Annotated in this window: 12 protein-coding genes and 1 pseudogene; 6 read left to right on the plus strand and 7 right to left on the minus strand. The window is 63.7% G+C overall.

Annotated features, from left to right (window positions below; genetic code table 11):
* Window positions 1–546: 546 nt before the first annotated feature.
* On the minus strand, window positions 547–1311 hold the full coding sequence (locus tag PQR08_RS31325) for a class I SAM-dependent methyltransferase (protein ID WP_408163519.1): 765 nt from the start codon (window positions 1309–1311) through the stop codon (window positions 547–549).
* Window positions 1312–1422: 111 nt separating this feature from the next.
* Here PQR08_RS31325 and PQR08_RS31330 point away from each other — a divergent pair, with 111 nt between their 5' ends.
* The 4 genes from PQR08_RS31330 to gstA all read left to right on the plus strand — a co-directional run bounded on the left by PQR08_RS31330 (window position 1423) and on the right by gstA (window position 5579).
* A complete protein-coding gene (locus PQR08_RS31330) occupies window positions 1423–2229 on the plus strand; it encodes a helix-turn-helix transcriptional regulator (RefSeq protein ID WP_408163521.1) in 807 nt (268 codons plus the stop codon).
* 69 nt (window positions 2230–2298) lie between these two features.
* Complete coding sequence (gene argH / locus PQR08_RS31335) at window positions 2299–3702, plus strand: argininosuccinate lyase (protein WP_408163523.1); 1404 nt, start codon at window positions 2299–2301, stop codon at window positions 3700–3702.
* A gap of 154 nt (window positions 3703–3856) precedes the next feature.
* Window positions 3857–4789, plus strand: a complete 933-nt coding sequence (locus PQR08_RS31340) for a bestrophin family protein (RefSeq protein ID WP_408163525.1) — start codon at window positions 3857–3859, stop codon at window positions 4787–4789.
* A 184-nt stretch (window positions 4790–4973) separates the two neighbouring features.
* Window positions 4974–5579, plus strand: coding sequence for a glutathione transferase GstA (gene gstA, locus PQR08_RS31345; protein ID WP_250483200.1), 606 nt, complete (start codon window positions 4974–4976; stop codon window positions 5577–5579).
* A 75-nt stretch (window positions 5580–5654) separates the two neighbouring features.
* On the opposite strand, the gene PQR08_RS31350 is transcribed toward gstA, so the two are convergent.
* The 4 genes from PQR08_RS31350 to apbC form a co-directional block, all read right to left on the minus strand.
* Window positions 5655–7940, minus strand: coding sequence for an arginine/lysine/ornithine decarboxylase (locus tag PQR08_RS31350; protein WP_035508355.1), 2286 nt, complete (start codon window positions 7938–7940; stop codon window positions 5655–5657).
* A 105-nt stretch (window positions 7941–8045) separates the two neighbouring features.
* Window positions 8046–8615: a dCTP deaminase gene (gene dcd, locus PQR08_RS31355; RefSeq protein WP_035508313.1), complete on the minus strand. Its 570-nt coding sequence runs from the start codon at window positions 8613–8615 to the stop codon at window positions 8046–8048.
* A gap of 163 nt (window positions 8616–8778) precedes the next feature.
* Window positions 8779–9312 carry a superoxide dismutase family protein gene (locus tag PQR08_RS31360; protein ID WP_187607265.1) on the minus strand — a complete coding sequence of 178 codons (534 nt, stop codon included), beginning with the start codon at window positions 9310–9312 and terminating at the stop codon, window positions 8779–8781.
* A 119-nt stretch (window positions 9313–9431) separates the two neighbouring features.
* Window positions 9432–10520: an iron-sulfur cluster carrier protein ApbC gene (gene apbC, locus PQR08_RS31365; protein ID WP_408163528.1), complete on the minus strand. Its 1089-nt coding sequence runs from the start codon at window positions 10518–10520 to the stop codon at window positions 9432–9434.
* A 264-nt stretch (window positions 10521–10784) separates the two neighbouring features.
* On the opposite strand from apbC, the gene PQR08_RS31370 reads away from it, so the two are divergent.
* On the plus strand, window positions 10785–11441 hold the full coding sequence (locus tag PQR08_RS31370; protein WP_035508304.1) for a YiaD family glycine zipper/OmpA-like lipoprotein: 657 nt from the start codon (window positions 10785–10787) through the stop codon (window positions 11439–11441).
* Between the two features lie 426 nt (window positions 11442–11867).
* On the opposite strand, the pseudogene PQR08_RS31375 reads toward PQR08_RS31370, so the two are convergent.
* Window positions 11868–12098: pseudogene (locus PQR08_RS31375) on the minus strand (type II toxin-antitoxin system HicB family antitoxin); the annotation flags it as partial.
* 232 nt (window positions 12099–12330) lie between these two features.
* Between PQR08_RS31375 and metG the strand changes: the two are divergent.
* A complete protein-coding gene (metG, locus tag PQR08_RS31380) occupies window positions 12331–14460 on the plus strand; it encodes a methionine--tRNA ligase (RefSeq protein ID WP_408163530.1) in 2130 nt (709 codons plus the stop codon).
* Window positions 14461–14527: 67 nt separating this feature from the next.
* Here metG and PQR08_RS31385 read toward each other — a convergent pair whose 3' ends face one another.
* Complete coding sequence (locus tag PQR08_RS31385; RefSeq protein WP_408163532.1) at window positions 14528–18667, minus strand: translocation/assembly module TamB domain-containing protein; 4140 nt, start codon at window positions 18665–18667, stop codon at window positions 14528–14530.
* Window positions 18668–18694: the final 27 nt, after the last annotated feature.

Genomic DNA, 18694 nt, shown 5'->3' on the forward strand with positions numbered 1-18694 from the left:
CAAAGAAAGTAACCAAAGAAAGCAGCTTCTCACCGCCCGCGGTCACACGCACGTTAGCCACGCTTGCCAGCCGGAAGTGGCCCTCGCCTAAGTGTCGCCCTCGAAGGCCCAATCGGGCTTGGCTCGCGCACGGTCTGACAAGCTAGTTGTTTTTAGCGCGCTGGTTCAGCACCAAAGAGCTTCGGCACAGCGCTACGCGCTGCCGTTGGGGATGCAAGGGAAACCTTCGAAGAAGCACGCGCAAACCCGATTGACCCATCGGCCGCGAAGCGGGCTGGAGCTATTTGGTGCTGAACCAGTTTGTTCTGTAGTGCGATGTGTCAGACCGTGCGCGATCCAAGCCCGGTCAGTCCTTCGAGGGCGACACTTAGGCGAGGGCCACGCGCGGCTGGCAAGCATGGCCAAACTGCGTGTGACCGCGGGCCTCGACGAGCTGCTTTCTTTGGTTACTTTCTTTGCAGCAGCAAAGAAAGTGACCCCCGCCCCGGGGAGGGGCAGTGCTAATAGACCACCGCGAAATCGGGATCCGGCGAAGTCCAACACCCATCACCCCCTCCGATTCCCCTCGATCATCACCGCATCCAGCTCGAACGAGCAATCGTCCTTCACCCCGAAGTACTGGCGCACTTCATCGGGCGCACTGGTCCACATCGCTCTGATCGCCACCACACGCTCGGCCGGCGTGTGCATCCGCGTCACCCACGACTCGAATTCCAGCGGAATGCGCCACCGCTCGGTCACCTGCGCGTCAAAACCGGCTTCATCGAGCATCGCGATCCACTCATCGGCGCGATAGTCGCGGATGTGCGACGCATCGCGCAGAAGTTCGATCGCCTGAATATGCGTGTCGTAGAGCGGATCGTCGATACCCGCGATATCGATGAACCTGAGCCGTCCGCCCGGCTTCAGCACGCGATGCGCTTCCCTCAACGCGGCCGGCACGTCGCGCCAGTGATGCGCGCTCATACGGCTCACGGCCCAGTTGAACGTGCCGTCCGCGAACGGCAGCGTTTCAGCAGCGCCCTGCTGCGTCCGGATCGTCGTCAGGCCGCGCTCCTTCGCGGCGGCATCGACCGTCGCGAGCATCTGCGGCGCGATGTCGTACGCGACGACCTCCCGCACATGCGGCGCAATCGCGAAGCTCGCGTGACCCGCGCCGCAGCCCATGTCCAGCACGATCGCATTGCCGCATGTGGCCGCGAAAGTCGCCGCGAGGCTCTGAAGATCGGCGCCGCTCGCGTGGACGGCGCTCGTGAGATAGGCGGCGGCAGTGCTGCCGAATGCGTCTGCGACCTGGTCGTGGTGTTTCATCGCGCTCTCCGGTTCGATGTGGGGAAGGTCTGCCCGCTACAATAGAGCCCACGTTGTACCAGTACAAGTTGTGCAGATATTCTGGTATAGAAACCACCTGTCGACGTTTGAATGAATCACACCGACAAAACCGAACCCCTCGCCGATACGCCCGCCCATGCGCTCGGCGAATTCATCCGCGCGCATCGCGAACGGCTCTCGCCGCAGGCCGTCGGTCTCGCGGCCGGTCCGCGCCGCCGCACGCCCGGCCTGCGCCGCGAGGAAGTCGCGCAACTGTGCGGCGTGAGCCCGACCTGGTACACGTGGATCGAGCAGGGCCGTCCCGTGTCCGCTTCCGCCGATGCGCTCGCGCGCATTGCCGTCGCGTTGCAGTTGTCGCGCGCCGAACGCGCGTATCTGTTCGAGCTCGCCGCCCAGCGCGATCCCGCCGAGCCCGATCCCGCCAGTCAGGATGCGCCCGCCGCGCTGCTGCAGACAGTCGCGCTGATCGGCGCACCGGCCTACGTGCTCGACCGTCAGTGGAACGCGCTGCGCTGGAACGAGCATGCCTCGGCGTTATTCGTCGGCTGGCTGGATGGGGAGCATGACCGCAACCTGCTGACCTACACGTTCACATCGCCGGCGGCGCGCGCGTTGATCGTCGATTGGGAAACGCGCGCGCGCCGTCTCGCCGCCGAATTCCGCGCCGATTCGATCCGCCATTTGAACGACGCACCGACCCGCACGCTCATCGACGATCTGAGCGCCGCGAGCGCCGCCTTCGCGCGATTCTGGGCGTCGCAGGACGTGTTCGAGCGCGAAGGCGGCGAGCGCGCGTTCAATCATCCGTCGCGCGGGCCTCTCGTGTTCAACCAGATCACGTTCAAGCCGGCGCATCGGGAGGATTTGAAGCTCGTGATCCTCGTCGGGTCCGAATAGTGCCGAATGTTAAAATTTTCGTCTTCCCGAAGTCGAATCGAAGCCAAACCCTCCGCTGAGAAAATCACCATGACGTCCCAACTCCACAAAAAAGGCGAAGCCTGGTCGGCTCGCTTCTCCGAGCCGATGTCGGAGCTCGTCAAGCGCTATACGTCGTCGGTGTTCTTCGACAACCGGCTCGCGCTCGTCGACATTCAGGGCTCGCTCGCGCACGCGTCGATGCTCGCGGCGCAGAAGATCATCGGCGCCGACGATCTCGCCGCCATCGAGCGCGGCATGGCGCAGATCAAGGGCGAAATCGAGCGCGGCGAGTTCGAGTGGAAGCTGGATCTGGAAGACGTGCACCTGAACATCGAAGCGCGGCTGACGGCCCTGATCGGCGATGCCGGCAAGCGCCTGCACACCGGCCGCTCGCGCAACGATCAGGTCGCCACCGATATCCGCCTGTGGCTGCGCGGCGAGATCGACCGTATCGGCGGCCTGCTTACGGATCTGCGTCTCGCGCTCATCGACATGGCCGAGAAACATGCCGACACCATCATGCCGGGCTTCACGCACCTGCAGGTGGCGCAGCCGGTGACGTTCGGTCATCACCTTCTCGCGTACGTCGAGATGTTTTCGCGCGACGCCGAGCGCATGCGCGATCTGCGCCGTCGCGTGAACCGTCTGCCGCTGGGCGCGGCGGCGCTCGCCGGCACGAGCTATCCGATCGATCGTCACGCGGTCGCGAAGACGCTCGGTTTCGACGGCATCTGCGCGAACTCGCTCGATGCCGTGTCCGACCGCGATTTCGCGATCGAATTCACGGCGGCGGCCGCGCTCGTCATGACGCACGTGTCGCGCTTCTCCGAAGAACTCGTGCTGTGGATGAGCCCGCGCGTCGGCTTCATCGATCTGGCGGACCGCTTCTGCACGGGTTCGTCGATCATGCCGCAGAAGAAGAACCCCGACGTGCCCGAACTGGCGCGCGGCAAGACCGGACGCGTGAACGGCCATCTCATGGCGCTGCTCACGCTGATGAAAGGCCAGCCGCTCGCGTACAACAAGGACAATCAGGAAGACAAGGAACCGCTGTTCGATACCGTCGATACGGTCGCGGACACGCTGCGCATCTTCGCGGAAATGGCGGCGGGCATCACGGTCAAGCCGCAAGCGATGCGCGCGGCGGCGCTGCAAGGCTTCTCGACCGCCACCGATCTCGCGGACTATCTCGTGAAGCGCGGCCTGCCCTTCCGCGACGCGCACGAGGCGGTCGCGCATGCGGTGCGCATTTGCGTGGATCGCGAGTGCGATATCGCCGATTTGTCGCTCGACGAGATGCGCCGCGAACTGCCGAACGTCGCACATCTGATCGGCGAGGACGTGTTCGAATATCTGACGCTCGAGGGCTCGGTCGCGAGCCGCAATCACCCCGGCGGCACCGCGCCGGATCAGGTGCGCGCGGCGGCAAAGGCGGCGCGCGAATCGCTTTGATCGCGGCGCCCGCCACGTTTGCCTCGTGACATCGAAGGCCGTTCGCAAGGACGGCCTTTTTCGTTGCCGGACGCGTCGTCATGTCTCTGCGCGACAGCCGGTATTTTCGGGATAATCGGATGTTGCTCACTCGCGCTCATCGAAACGATCCGTCATGATCATCCGCCCCAAGCTCAACTGGTTTCGGCTGCTGTTCGTGTGGCACGGCTCCGTGCTGCCGCAACTGCTGCCGCGCCTCGGATTGATCTTCGCGCTGTCGGTGGCGGCGATTTTCATGCACGACCACATGCGCCATTATCCGATCGGCCTCGGCACGCCGCCGTTCGCACTCGTGGGTATCGCGCTTGCCGTGTTTCTCGGGTTTCGCAATGGCGCCAGTTACGAGCGCTGGTGGGAAGGCCGCAAATTGTGGGGGACGTTGCTCAACACGTCGCGCGCGCTGGCGCAGCAGGTTTTATCGCTGCCGGAGCCGCGGGACCGTGCTCAGTCGCGCCGTTTCCTCGCGGCGCTCGGCGCACTGGCGCACGCGCTTCGGCATCAGTTGCGCGGCACCGATGCGCTCTCCGACCTGGCTCCGCGATTGCCTTCCGATTTGCACGCGCGCGTCGCGGCCGCGAAGTACCGGCCCGCGCTGATTCTGCTCTGGCTCGGCGAATGGGTCGCCGAGCGCAGGCGCGAAGGCACGCTCGACGGCTATGCGATGCTCGCGATTCAGCACAATCTGAACGCGCTTTCCGATGTGATCGGCGGATGCGAGCGCATCGCGACCACGCCGCTGCCGTTTTCGTACTCGGTGATGATCCATCGCACGATCTACCTCTTCTGCGTGATGCTGCCGTTCGGGCTCGTCGATGGCGCCGGCGTGCTCACGCCGCTGTTCGCGCTGCTGGTGGCGTATGCGTTCATGGCGCTGGAAGCGATCGCCGCGCAAATCGAAGATCCGTTTGGCCTCGAAGAAAACGACCTCGCGCTGAACGCGATGTGCGAGAGCATCGAGATCGCGCTGCACGACATGGCCGCGGATGCCGGGTTTGCGATGCCGCCGGCTGGTGGCCCGACCTTGCCGCGAAAGTTCGTGATCGATTAACGAGTCGTTGGTTTGGCGCGTTGAATCTCAACTCTATACTTGGCAATCCAGAATAAACGCACGAAGAATCCGATTTATTGCAAGGATTTATCTCCACTCACGACACAGACAATTTCACAATCCTGTCAGCCACGGCCAAACGACTTCATTCATAATCGTGCCGACTCACCCTGGAGAAATTGTTTTGAAACTGTTCTACAAAGCAGGCGCCTGTTCCCTCGCATCGCATATCGCTCTCGAAGAATCCGGACTGGCTTACGAAATCGAAGCCGTCGACCTCAAGACCAAGCTCACCGCGAGCGGCGCGGATTTCAACAAGATCAACGCGAAGGGCTACGTGCCTGCGCTCCTGCTCGACAACGGCGAACTGCTGACCGAAGGCCCCGCGATCATGCAGTACATCGCCGACCAGGTGCCGGCCAAGCATCTCGCGCCGCTCAACGACGGCATGGCGCGTTATCGCCTGCAAAGCTGGCTGACGTTCATCGGCACCGAAGTGCACAAGAACTTCTCGCCGTTCTTCAATCCGGCCGCGAGCAGCGACTCGAAAGCAGCCGCGATGGCCAATCTCGAACGCCGTCTCGCCTACGTCGCGCAGCAAATCGACGACAAGCAGTTCCTGCTCGGCAACGAATTCAGCATCGGCGATGCTTATCTCTTCACCGTGCTCGGCTGGGCGAAGTACATCGATCTCGACCTCGGCAAGTGGCCGGCGCTCGTCGCGTATCAGGAGCGCGTCGGCGCGCGTCCGGGCGTGCACGCGGCGATGAAGGCGGAAGGCCTGATCTGAACGATCGGCGTTCCTGAAATGACAAACGGCCCTTTGCAGGGCCGTTTGTTTTTGCAGCAGCGGATCAGGCAAGCATCAATTGCGCACGCAATCGACGAAATACTCGATACGCCCATTGATCATCTCGCCGACGAGCCCGTGGATATCCGTGTGGAAACCCGGAAAGCGCTCGTTGAACTCGCGTGCGAAACGCAGATAATCGACGATCGTGCGATTGAAACGCTCGCCCGGAATCAGCAACGGAATGCCCGGCGGATACGGCGTGAGCAGGATCGACGTGACGCGGCCTTCGAGTTCGTCGATCGGCACGCGGTCGATTTCGCGGTGCGCGAGTTTCGCAAACGCTTCGGACGGTTTCATCGCCGGCTCCATGCTCGACAGATACATCTCCGTCGTCAGACGGGCAATGTTGTTCGCGCGATAGACGCTGTGGATCTGCCCGCACAGATCCCGCAGACCGATGCGCTCGTACGACGGATGCTGCGCGACGAATTCCGGCAGCACGCGCCACAGCGGCTGGTTGTTGTCGTAGTCGTCCTTGAACTGCTGAAGCTCGGTGACCATCGAGTTCCAGCGGCCCTTCGTGATGCCGATCGTGAACATGATGAAGAACGAGTACAGCCCGGTCTTCTCCACGATGATGCCGTGCTCCGCCAGATATTTCGTCACGATCGCGGCCGGAATGCCGGACTCGCCGAATTCGCCGTCCACGTCGAGCCCCGGCGTGATGATCGTCGCCTTGATCGGGTCGAGCATGTTGAAGTTTTCGGCGAGCGCGCCGAAGCCGTGCCAGCGGTCGTTCGGCTTCAGCATCCAGTCCTCGCGGTCGCCGATGCCCTCTTCCGCCAGCGCGTCCGGGCCCCATACCTTGAAGAACCAGTCGTCGCCGTACTCGGCATCGACCTTGCGCATCGCGCGGCGGAAGTCGAGCGCCTCGGCGATCGATTCCTCCACGAGCGCCTCGCCGCCCGGCGCTTCCATCATCGCCGCCGCGACGTCGCACGACGCGATGATCGCGTATTGCGGCGACGTCGACGTGTGCATCAGATACGCCTCGTTGAAACGATGCCGGTCGAACGCGCTGTTCTCGCTGTCCTGCACGAGAATCTGCGACGCCTGCGAAATGCCGGCGAGCAGCTTGTGCGTGGAGTGCGTCGCGAACACGAGCGCGCCCGTGCGCGGACGGCCCGCGCCGATCGCGTGCATGTCCTGATAGAACGAGTGAAACTCGGCGTGCGGCAGCCAGGCTTCGTCGAAATGCAGCGTGTCGAGCATGTCGCCGAGCAGGTCCTTGATCATCTCGACGTTGTAGATCACGCCGTCATACGTGCTCTGCGTGATCGTCAGGATGCGCGGCTTCACCTTCGGATTCTTCGCGAGCGCCTCGCGCGCGAACGGATTCGCCTCGATCTTCTTGCGGATGTTCTCCGGCTTGAACTCGTCGCGCGGAATCGGCCCGATGATGCCGAAGTTGTTGCGCGTCGGCGTGAGGAACACGGGGATCGCGCCGGTCATCGTAATGGCGTGCAGGATCGACTTGTGGCAGTTGCGGTCCACCAGCACGATATCGCCCGGCGCGACGGTCGCGTGCCACACGATCTTGTTCGATGTCGACGTGCCATTGGTCACGAAAAAGAGATGATCCGCGCCGAAGATGCGCGCCGCGTTGCGCTCCGACGCCGCGACCGGCCCGGTGTGATCTAGCAGCTGGCCGAGTTCCTCGACCGCGTTGCAGACGTCCGCGCGCAGCATGTTCTCGCCGAAGAACTGGTGAAACATCTGCCCCAGCGGATTCTTCAGGAACGCGACGCCGCCCGAATGCCCCGGGCAATGCCACGAATAGGAGCCCTCGTCCGCGTACTGCACCAGTTCCTTGAAGAACGGCGGCGCGAGCGCATCGAGATATACCTTCGCCTCGCGGATCACATGCCGCGCGACGAACTCCGGCGTGTCCTCGAACATGTGAATGAAGCCGTGCAGCTCGCGCAGGATGTCGTTCGGCAAGTGGCGCGAGGTGCGCGTTTCGCCGTACAGGAAGATGGGAATGTCCGCGTTGCGGCGGCGCACGGCGTTGATGAACGCACGCAGCGCGACGATCGCCGACGCCAGCTCCGGCGTGTCGCCTTCCACGACGACATTGTCGGCGTAAGGCAGCAGCTCGTCGTCATCGATCGACAGGATGAAGCACGACGCGCGGCTCGACTGCTGCGCGAACGCGGCGAGATCGCCATAGCTCGTCAGGCCGAGGACTTCGACGCCTTCTTTCTCGATCGCCTCGGCGAGCGCCCGAATGCCGGAACCTGAGATGTTCTCGGAGCGAAAGTCTTCGTCGATGATGACGACGGGAAAGCGGAACTTCATGAGGCGATTCTCCAAATGGAACGACCGCTGCCCGAGAAGCGATCTCGAAGCCAGCGGTCTTTCGACAAGCGTTTGCCGTGTGCGTTTCTGAAAGCGCGGCGATGATCAGGTTTTCGGCAGCGTCACGCCGTGCTGCCCTTGATACTTCCCGCCGCGATCCGCGTACGACGTCTCGCACATTTCATCGCTTTCGAAGAACAGGACTTGGGCGACGCCCTCGTTTGCGTAGATTTTGGCAGGCAAAGGTGTCGTATTCGAGAATTCGAGCGTCACGTAGCCCTCCCATTCCGGCTCGAACGGCGTCACGTTGACGATGATCCCGCAGCGCGCATAGGTCGATTTGCCGAGACACACGGTCAGGCACGAGCGCGGAATGCGGAAATATTCGACCGTGCGGGCGAGCGCGAAAGAATTCGGCGGAATGATGCAGACATCGCCCTTGAAATCGACGAACGATTTCTCGTCGAAATTCTTCGGATCGACGATCGTGGAATTGATGTTCGTGAAGATCTTGAATTCATCGGCGACGCGGATGTCGTAGCCGTAGCTCGACGTGCCGTAGCTCACGATCTTGCGGCCGTCCTCGGTCACGCGCACCTGATCGCGCACGAACGGCTCGATCATTCGGTGCTCTTCGGCCATGCGGCGAATCCACTTGTCGGACTTGATGCTCATAGGGAACACTACTCAACGGTGAACGGCTCGGGTCTCGCGACCGCCGCCTGCGGTGAAACGGGGCAAGGTCTCCGGCGGCGATGCTCGCCGCGCGGGCCAGACGAAAGCGCGTATTTTACGCGATCGGGCGAGCGCGTCGGGCGCGGCGCGAAAGACGCGGCATCTAGCGGCGAATCACGCCGCAAGCGAGCGCCGGACCCACGTTGTGCGGCGCGCTCGCGTAAGGATCCACGGCTTCCCGATGCAGCATGATGGCGCGCGAGATGACCGAGCGCACGCCGTCGAGCGACACCTCGGTCGCGACGATGAAGCCCGTCGCCGCGCCGGTCGCGTCCGCGTGGATATTGCCGAGTTCGCCTTCGACACGCGACGTCGCCCGTCTGCGCTCCGAAGGCAGCGCGAACACCGGGCTCGCATCCTGCTCGTTGACGGCGATGCAGTCGCCGCGTTCGTGCACGGTCAGCGCGTGGTCGCTGTTCGGCGGCATGTCCGTCAGGTTGTAGGAAACCTGCACGCCGTCCGCGCGCTCGATCAGCGTGACGGTGCCGCGCGTCGCGTTGCCGGGCGTCGGTTGCAGGACCGCGTCCGCGCGCTTTTCATGATTCTGGAAGATGAGGCCGCAACCGCTCAGCATGACGCTGCAAGCGGCCGTCGCGATCAAGGCGTGAAGCGCCCTCCCGTCGAATCTGTGTCCCATGCGATCCTCTCGGCGGCCCGCCGACGCCCAGTGCGTCCACGCTGCCGCGCATCGAAGGCGACATGATACCGCGAGCCGCATTGCACAAGGCTCGCGGAGATTCGATCGGATGCTCGAAATCAGGTGTTCTGCACGACGATGCTCGGGAACTTCGAGGTCATGTCGCGCTGACGCTCGGCGATCGAGATCGCGACGCGCCGCGCAATCGCGCGATACGTCTCGGCGATATGGCTCTCCGGCTGCGACACGACGGTCGGCTGGCCCGCGTCGGTGCGCTCGCGAATGGAGATATCGAGCGGCAAAGACCCAAGAATCTCGACACCATATTCCTTCGCCATGCGCTCGCCGCCGCCCGCCCCGAAGATATGCTCCTCGTGGCCGCAATTCGAGCAGATATGTGTGCTCATATTCTCGACGATGCCGAGAATCGGAATGCCGACCTTCTCGAACATCTTCAAGCCCTTCTTCGCGTCGAGCAGCGCGATGTCCTGCGGCGTCGTGACGATCACCGCGCCGGTCACCGGCACCTTCTGCGACAGCGTGAGCTGGATATCGCCCGTGCCCGGCGGCATGTCGACGACGAGGTAGTCGAGGTCCTTCCAGTTGGTCTGACGCAGCAACTGCTCGAGCGCCGACGTCACCATCGGGCCGCGCCACACCATCGGGTTGTCCTGCTCGATCAGAAAGCCGATCGAATTCGCCTGGATGCCGTGGCCTTCGAGCGGGTTCATCGTCTGGTTGTCGGGCGATTCGGGCCGGCCGGTGATGCCGAGCATCATCGGCAGCGAAGGGCCGTAGATATCCGCGTCGAGCATGCCGACCGATGCGCCCTCCGCCGCGAGCGCGAGCGCGAGATTCGCGGCCGTCGTGCTCTTGCCGACGCCGCCCTTGCCCGACGCCACCGCGATGATGTTCTTGACGTTCGGCAGCAGCTTCACGCCGCGCTGCACCGCGTGCGCGACAACCTGCGACGACACGTCCACGGTCACGTTCGCGACGCCGGGCACCTGACGCAGCGCGTCCTGCACCTGCTCGCGGATCGGGCCGAACTGCGTCTTCGCCGGATAGCCGAGCACGACGCTCACCGCGACGTTCGCGCCATCGACGGATACATTGCGAATGCTCTTCGTATCGACGAACTTGCGGTTGGTATTGGGATCGGTCAGTGTGGCGAGTGCGGTGTCGATCTTCGCGCGGTCAATGCTCATCGAAACTCCATGGAACGCTTGTTGCTAAAGCGCTGCGACGCGCAACAACAAACTGAAGAAATTGAAAGTATTTGTTAGCGCCGTTGCGCGTGACGCGCGGGCACTGCACTATCCCGCTGCAAAATCTTTCCGGGGACGCATCGCATCGGGCAGCCGGGCGCCTTTCTCATTATTGTAGAGGCTCGCCCGGAGGCTCGTCCGAAGACCCTTTCGCACTGTCGGCGCTTCTTGCGCCGAAACGCTTGTCGATTCAAGGAGATTAATATGAACACCAAATTCTTCACCCGTCTGTCCGTGTTCGCGGTGGCAGGCGCGCTCGTCGCAGGCTGCGCATCGCAGCAAGGCACCAACACGGCGGTCGGCACGGGCGTTGGCGCCGCGACCGGCGCAGGCATCGGCGCGATTTTCGGCGGCGGCAAGGGCGCGGCGATCGGCGCGGCCACGGGCGCGGCGGTGGGCGGCATCACCGGCTACAACTGGCAGTCGATCAAGAACAAGATTTCGGGCGACTCGAAGGGCACGGGCACGCAAGTGACCGAGCAGCAGGACGGCTCGCTCAAGGTGAACATCCCCAATTCGATTTCGTTCGATACGAACAGCTACGCGATCAAGCCGTCGTTCGATCCGGTGCTGAACTCCGTCACGCAAACGATGCAGCAGCATCCGGAGCTGATCGCGAGCGTCGTCGGCCATACTGACAACACCGGCCAGGCGGCTTACAACCAGACGCTGTCGCAGAACCGCGCGCAGAGCGTGGCGTCGTACATCGCGACGCACGGCGTTCCGGCGCAGCGTCTGGCGGCGTCGGGCATGGGCCAGAATCAGCCGATCGCGGACAACTCGACGGAAGCGGGCCGCGCGCAGAATCGTCGCGTGGAAATCTATCTGCGCGCCACCGCGCAGCCGGGTCAGGTGCAGTAAAGCAATTGATTTGAAAGGAGAATGCGCCGTCGCGAAGGCGGCGATCAGAGCGCGGAGTTCACGGCGTTCAGTCGTCTGAAAAAAATTTGAAACTTGGACGCAGTGCCGCTGTCTGTCTTTACGGTAGGTGGATGGCGATGCCATCACCTGCCATTCTCCTCTTGTCGTTGTTGCTCCGGGGCCCGATTGGACCCCGGTTTTTTTTGGGCGCGTGAATCGCGATCGAGGCGATCCGGATCGCGCCAGCGAGATTTTCAGGCGCTTGCCCAATGAAAGAAACGCGGCTTCGATCGCTTCAAGCTTCGACGAATGACGCGGGTCGAGAAGGCGGTCGACCTGCGGCATGTGGACGTTGAGCCGCCGTGCAAGTTCGGACTTGCGCACGCCCTGGCGGAGCATTTCGTTCTGAAGCAGCACCTTCGAAACGACCAGCGCCGGTAACGTAACGACGGGTTGGCCTTTCTTTGGCTTCGACGGCATCGGCACTTCGCGCTTTTCGTCGAAGTAGGCTTCGATGACGGTTTCGAGCGCATCGAGCGCGTTCAAGAGCGCCTCGCCTTCGTCCTCTCCCGCTGAAAGGGCTTCCGGAATATCTGGAAACGTGACGAGATAGCTGTTGTTTGTATCGAGCTCCAGATTGACTGGATAAGACAGCATGGTGTTGAGCTCTCCAAAGAAGCTGAAAGCGAAATATACGACGCCAATGTTGTACTTTGCTAAGCGAAAAATGCAACTTTTTTGATGTATTTTGTAGTTGCACACAAGCAGCAAAAACACGCCTCGAATCCAGCCTTCCACCTCTGCCTCGCGCGCCCTCTCCCCCCGCCCTGCTAAAATCAAAATCCGCTTTTTCCCCAACCCCCAGCACTCCCACACGGGCCGCGCCTTTATGTCAGCACCGATTTCAGCCACTGCCACCGCCGCGCCTGCCGCCTCCGTCAATGAAAGCGGCCGCCGCCAGATCCTCGTCACGTCCGCGTTGCCGTACGCGAACGGTCAGATTCATATCGGCCACATGGTCGAGTATATTCAGACGGATATCTGGGTTCGGTCGCTGCGAATGCATGGCCATGAGGTCTACTACGTCGGCGCCGACGACACCCACGGCACGCCGATCATGCTGCGCGCCGAAAAGGAAGGCATCACGCCGAAAGCGCTGATCGAGCGCGTGTGGAAAGAGCACAAGCGTGACTTCGACAGCTTCGGCATCTCGTTCGACAACTACTACTCGACCGATGCCGAGGAAAACCGCGCCCTCTGCAACACGATCTACGGCTCGCTTCAGCAAGCGGGGCTGATCGAGGCGCGCGACATCGAGCAGGCGTACGATCCGGTCAAGGAAATGTTCCTGCCGGACCGCTTCATCAAGGGCCAGTGTCCGAAGTGCGGCGCGAAAGATCAATACGGCGACAACTGCGAAGTCTGCGGCTCGACCTATCAGCCGACCGAGCTCATCAACCCGTATTCGGTCGTGTCGGGCGCGACGCCCATCCGCAAGACGTCGACGCACTACTTCTTCAAGCTCTCCGATCCGCGCTGCGAGAATTTCCTGCGCGGCTGGGTGAGCGGCCTCGCGCAGCCCGAAGCCACCAACAAGATGCGCGAATGGCTCGGCGACAAGGGCGAAGCCAAGCTCGCCGACTGGGACATCTCGCGCGACTCGCCCTACTTCGGCTTCGAGATTCCGGGCGCGCCGGGCAAGTACTTCTACGTCTGGGTCGATGCGCCCGTCGGCTATTACGCGAGCTTCAAGAATCTCGCGGACCGTATCGGCGTGAATTTCGACGAGTGGGTGAAGCCCGGCGCGAAGGCCGAGCAGTACCATTTCATCGGCAAGGACATTCTGTATTTCCACACGCTGTTCTGGCCGGCGATGCTCGAATTCTCCGGCCATCGCACGCCGACCAACGTGTTCGCGCACGGCTTTCTGACCGTCGACGGCGCGAAGATGTCGAAGTCGCGCGGCACCTTCATCACCGCGCAGAGCGTGATCGACACGGGCCTCAACCCCGAGTGGCTGCGCTACTACTTCGCGGCGAAGCTCAATAGCACGATGGAAGACATCGACCTGAACCTCGAAGACTTCCAGGCGCGCGTGAACAGCGATCTCGTCGGCAAATACGTGAACATCGCGAGCCGCGCGGCGGGTTTTCTCATCAAGCGTTTCGACGGCCGCGTGCAGGACAGCGCGATGCATCACCCGCTCGTCACGCAATTGCGCTCGGCGATTCCGCAGATCGCAGGCTTCTACGAATCGCGCGAATATGGCCGCGCGTTGCGCACGACGATGGAACTCGCCGACGCCGTCAACGCTTACGTCGACACCTCGAAGCCGTGGGATCAGGCGAAGGACCCGGCGAATGCCGTCGCGCTGCATGAGACGTGCAGCGTGAGCCTCGAAGCGTTCCGTCTGCTGTCGCTCGCGCTGAAGCCTGTGCTGCCGAAGCTGGCGGAATCGGTCGAAGCGTTCCTCGGCATCGCGCCGCTCGTCTGGGCCGATGCCGCGAAGCCGCTGTCGTCGGCCAATGCGATCAACGCGTACAAGCATCTGACGACGCGCGTCGATCCGAAACAGATCGAGGCTTTGCTGGCCGCGAATCGCGAATCGCTCGCGCCGGCCGCCGAAACGGCCGCGGCCGCTCCGGCCAAGACCGTCGCGAAAAAGCAGGAAGAACCGGGCGTCGTCTCCATCGACGATTTCGCGAAGGTCGATCTGCGCATCGCGAAGATCGTCGATTGCAAGGCGGTCGAAGGCTCCGACAAGCTGCTGCAACTGACGCTCGATGTCGGCGAGGACAAGACGCGCAACGTGTTCTCGGGCATCAAGTCGGCCTATCAGCCGCAGGATCTGATCGGCAAGCTCACCGTGATGGTCGTGAACCTCGCGCCCCGCAAGATGAAGTTCGGGCTGTCGGAAGGCATGGTGCTGGCGGCTTCGGCGACGGACGAGAAGGCCGAACCGGGGCTTTACATTCTCGAGCCGCATAGCGGCGCGAAACCGGGCATGCGGGTGAAGTAAGACGGTTCGAAGAACTGAAAAAGGGCACGCGATTCGCGTGCCCTTTTTCGTTGAAGTGCGCGTGAGCTCAGTCCGGATCCGGCGTGGAAGGATCCGCCGCCGACGCGCCCGACGCCCCCGACGCGGAATCCGCCGCGGACGCCCGCGCAGCCGACGAAGACGACGCCCACAGTCGCGCCCACGAATTGAAACGCCGCGTATAGGACAGATCGACGCCCTGATAGGTCCCGCCATACGCCGTCACGGCCCAGAACCGCGACAGGTTCAGCGTCGCCTTCACCGCGTTGCCCGCCGATTGCAGCCCCTGCTCATAGCCGATCACGAGCCGCTCGTTGATCGCCTTCGACAGCAACACGACTTGCGGATCGGTCAGACCCACTTCGCTCGAACCGACAGTGAACTCGTCCAGCCCGACCGTCTGTGCGATCTTCGCGCCGCCCTTGCTGCCGAGCAGCGCAAGCGCGCTCGTCATCGCGCTCTGCTGGCCGACGTTGTTGCCCTGATCCGTGCCGTGCCCGAACAGGAGCCACGAGAGCTTTTCGTTGTCGGGCACGCTCGGCTCGGAGATCAGCTTGGCGACCGGCGCCTGCACGGTGCCCGTCACCTGAACGCCCGCTTCGACTTCCTGATTGCGCCGCATCGCGAGAATATTGATGCCCGGATTCGCCACCGGCCCGTTGAACGTGAAGTAGCCGTTCTCGATGTTCAGCTTGCGCCCGAAGGCCGAGTACGACGAGCCCGGCGTCGTCACGCGCACGTTGCCGACGGCGCGCAGCGGCATGTTCGGCGCGCTCATCGCCGTGATGGTGCCGGCGAGCCCGAGGTCCGCGCCCGCGCCCTTGAAGCGGAAGCGATCGCCGAGATTGATCGCGATATTAGCGCGCGGCGTGAACGGCCCGACCGGCTTCTCTGTCGCCGCCGTGATCGGCTGATTGCCGCCCTTGATCGTGCCGTCGGGGCGCTCGATCACGACATCGTCGCCGAGCGAGGGCGCGGAGGATTCCGGCAGATCGATGAGCGCGTGATCGACGGTGAACTTGCCGTCGATCGCCATGCCGCCCTGCAGCCCCGCGTTGGCGATGGTCGCGCTGCCCGACAGCATCAGCTCGCGATCCGGCGACGCGAACAGCTCCAGCTTGTCCGCGATGATGCTCGCGGTCAGATCGGGCTGCTGCTGGTCGAGCCGCACCTTGCCGGTCGCGCGCAGCGTGCCGCTCGCGCCGTGGAACTCCACCTTCTGAAGATCGACGAGATTCTCGGACAGCGCGATCCGAATGATGCCGTCCTTCAGTTGCACGCCCTGATCGACGACCGTCGCGGAGAGGTTGTCGCCGGTGAGCGAGCCCGACAGATTCGGCTTCGCGACGATCCCCGCGATCACGAGCTTGAGCGCGATCTTTCCGCCCAGCAGATAGTTCGCGCCGAGCATCCCGCCCGTCGTGCGCAGTTCGGGAACATTCGCGTCGATGCCGCCGGTGAGCGGCGCGTTGTCGTCGAGGGCGAGCATGCCGTCGCGATCGACGAGCGTCGTGTGCACGTTCGCGTCGATCACGCCGATACGGCTCGCCTGCGCATGCAGCGACGCGTTCAGGCGATTGCCGCCGGTGAAGTCCACGCGCGCGGCGATATCCGAAATGCCGAGCGCGGAGAGGCCGCGCGTGCCGTCGATCGTCACGTCGCCGCCGCGCCGCTTGATCTGCGCGTAGCCCGTCGCGGTCGCGCCGAGCGAGAAGTTCCAGTCGCCGTCGAAGACGAGGTCGGTGCGGATCGGCGGCTCCGCGCCCGTCAGTTCCTGGCGTACTTCGAGCAGATGCGGCACGGAGAGATTCGTGAGCGTGCCCGCCGATTGCAGACGGCCGTTTTCCATCGCGAACGACTTCAGATTCAGCACCGCGCCTTCCGCGACGAGGCGCGTCGCGCCGAGCACGAGCCGCTTCGGGCCATAACTCACCGTCAGCGGCGATTCGAGATTCAGCGACGGCGTGCCCTTGTTCGACAGCTTCGTGATCGAGCCGTCCCAGTGCGGGCCGTCGGGCGCGTCGGTGAACTTGCCCGCCGCGCCGAGCGCAAGGTTCACCGGCTGGCCGCGCACCTTGCCGGTCGCGGTGACGTCGAGCGTGTGATGCGCGCGCGTGCCGTTCAGATTCGCGTCGAGGTTGGCGATTTCGACGTCCTCCGTGCTCGCGTCGCGTGCCTTCAGCGTGAAGACGAGCGCGCCGTTCGCGCCGTCGCGGATATCCGCGCGGCCTTCCGCATGGCCGACGCGGTTCGCGCCGAACACGACGCCATCGGCCTGATAGTTCGCCGCGATATTCGGATGCGCGATCGAGCCGGTCACATCGCCATCCGCCTTGGCCGTGCCCGTGATGCCGAAGCCGAGCCGTTCGAGCGCGGGCGCATCGACCTTGAAGCGCAGGCGGTGGCCGGGCGCGCCGAAGCTGCCGTTCAGATCGACGTTGTTGCCCGCCACCGACAGCGACGCCTTGCTCGGCAACAGCCGCGTGCCCGCGACCTGCACCGTGCCCTCGCCCGTCATCGGCAAGTTGTCGTACATGCTGTCGTTGAGCTTGAACGTGGCCTTTGTCGTGAGCGTGGGCGCGAGCTGGCCCGATGCGGCCAGCGTGCCGTTCACGCGGGCTTCGATCACGCGCGCCGGCGCGGCAGGCTTCTTCGGCGCGCCTTTCTTCGCGGGCGCGGGCTTCTGCGCGATCAACTGCTGTTGCAACAGCAGCGGATTGAAGTCGACGATTTTCGCCTTCAGGTCGTAGCTCGAATTGGCGTCCTTCTTGAGCGCGCCGTTGAGTTCGACGCGACCCTTGCCGACCGTGAGCTTCACGTCGTCGAGCGTGGTTTGCTTCGGATCGAGCTTCACCTTGGCCTGCGCGCGGATCGCCGCTTTCGGATCGTTGAGATCGGCGGTGATCGTCTGCGTGTCGCCCGCGAGCACGATGCCGACCGGCCCGGCGAAATCCGTCGGGCGCAACGTCGGTTCGATCGCGTTCAGGTCGAGCTTCGCGAGCTTCAGGTCGAACTTGCCCTTGCCGCCCGCGAGCGCGCCGCCGCCCGTCACGGTCGCGTTCTTCAAGAGCCGCACGTTGAGGTCGGTGATGCTTTGCTCGGACGCGTCGAGCCGCACGTTCGCCCGCGCGTCGATGAGCGGCAGCAGCTTCTTGTCGATGGAACCGGGCTTCGCGTTGACGATCGACACCGGCCCGCTCACGACGAACGCCTTCGGGTCCGTGCCTTCGACCGGCTTCACCTCGGCACGCACGGCCAGATCGGCCTCGGGCGCGCCAGGGCTGAATGTCTGCGGATTCACGTGATCGAAAGTGACGAGCGCGGATTTGAGCGGCACGTCGGCGAAGGGCAACGCTTCGACGTGCGCGCGTCCGTTGAGCTTCATGCCGCTCGCGTCGACGTCGGCGATCAGGTCTTCCAGCGCGCCGGAAAGCCGCGCGCTCACGTTCACCGTTTCGCCGTTGACCTTGCCGGCATAACCCGCGTCGCCGGAGAGCGGAAACGGACGCGCGCCGCCATCGAGTTTCAGCGACGCCGTCACCGAGCCGAACGGCGTGTCGAGGCGCTGAACCGTCGCCTGGTGATGCTGACCGTCGCTGCGGCCGTTGAAAAGCAGCCGCGAGAATTCGGTGGTGGTCGTGCCCTGATGCAGGCGCAGCTTTTCGACGGAGAGATCGTTGATCGCCAGTTGAATCGGAATGCGCAGGTCCTTCGGCAGTTCCGTCTTCTTGCTCGGTTCGTTCGACGGCGCGATGCGGGCATCGACCGTCCCGATGTGCAGATAGTCGATCGTGAAGCGCAGCGGCTCGCGCGTGAGCGCCCAGCGGCCCGACACACTGTCGACCGCGATGTCCGTGCCCTTGCCGTCCTTCCAGTGCACGTCGCGCAGTTGCATGCCGGTCGCGATCGCGCCGCCGTCGAGCTTGCCGGTCAGTTGTCCCTTGAGCAGCGAGGTCGCCGCGTCCCACGCGTAGCGCGTGCCGCGTTCGGTCGTCAGCACGTAGAACACGCCGCCGACCGCGAGCGCGGCGATCAGCACGACGACGAGCACGAGCGCGCCGATCCAGCGCGCAAGCCGCCGCCAGCCGCTCTTGCGCGGCGGCGTCTTCTTCGCGCCGCCGTCGTCGCCGCTGCCTTCGTTGCCGGGCGGCGGGGCTTCGGCGTCCGCTTGCTTCGTCGGGTCCGTCATGCCGGTTCGCTTTCCTTCATCGTTCGC

The sequence above is a fragment of the Caballeronia jiangsuensis genome (assembly GCF_046030135.1).
Classification (GTDB): domain Bacteria; phylum Pseudomonadota; class Gammaproteobacteria; order Burkholderiales; family Burkholderiaceae; genus Caballeronia; species Caballeronia jiangsuensis.

Coding starts and splice junctions, on each gene's coding strand:
- PQR08_RS31325 (WP_408163519.1), bottom strand. CDS start 1,311: ATGAAACACCACGACCAGGTCGCAGACGCATTCGGCAGCACTGCCGCC.
- PQR08_RS31330 (WP_408163521.1), top strand. CDS start 1,423: ATGAATCACACCGACAAAACCGAACCCCTCGCCGATACGCCCGCCCAT.
- argH (WP_408163523.1), top strand. CDS start 2,299: ATGACGTCCCAACTCCACAAAAAAGGCGAAGCCTGGTCGGCTCGCTTC.
- PQR08_RS31340 (WP_408163525.1), top strand. CDS start 3,857: ATGATCATCCGCCCCAAGCTCAACTGGTTTCGGCTGCTGTTCGTGTGG.
- PQR08_RS31350 (WP_035508355.1), bottom strand. CDS start 7,940: ATGAAGTTCCGCTTTCCCGTCGTCATCATCGACGAAGACTTTCGCTCC.
- dcd (WP_035508313.1), bottom strand. CDS start 8,615: ATGAGCATCAAGTCCGACAAGTGGATTCGCCGCATGGCCGAAGAGCAC.
- PQR08_RS31360 (WP_187607265.1), bottom strand. CDS start 9,312: ATGGGACACAGATTCGACGGGAGGGCGCTTCACGCCTTGATCGCGACG.
- apbC (WP_408163528.1), bottom strand. CDS start 10,520: ATGAGCATTGACCGCGCGAAGATCGACACCGCACTCGCCACACTGACC.
- PQR08_RS31370 (WP_035508304.1), top strand. CDS start 10,785: ATGAACACCAAATTCTTCACCCGTCTGTCCGTGTTCGCGGTGGCAGGC.
- metG (WP_408163530.1), top strand. CDS start 12,331: ATGTCAGCACCGATTTCAGCCACTGCCACCGCCGCGCCTGCCGCCTCC.
- PQR08_RS31385 (WP_408163532.1), bottom strand. CDS start 18,667: ATGACGGACCCGACGAAGCAAGCGGACGCCGAAGCCCCGCCGCCCGGC.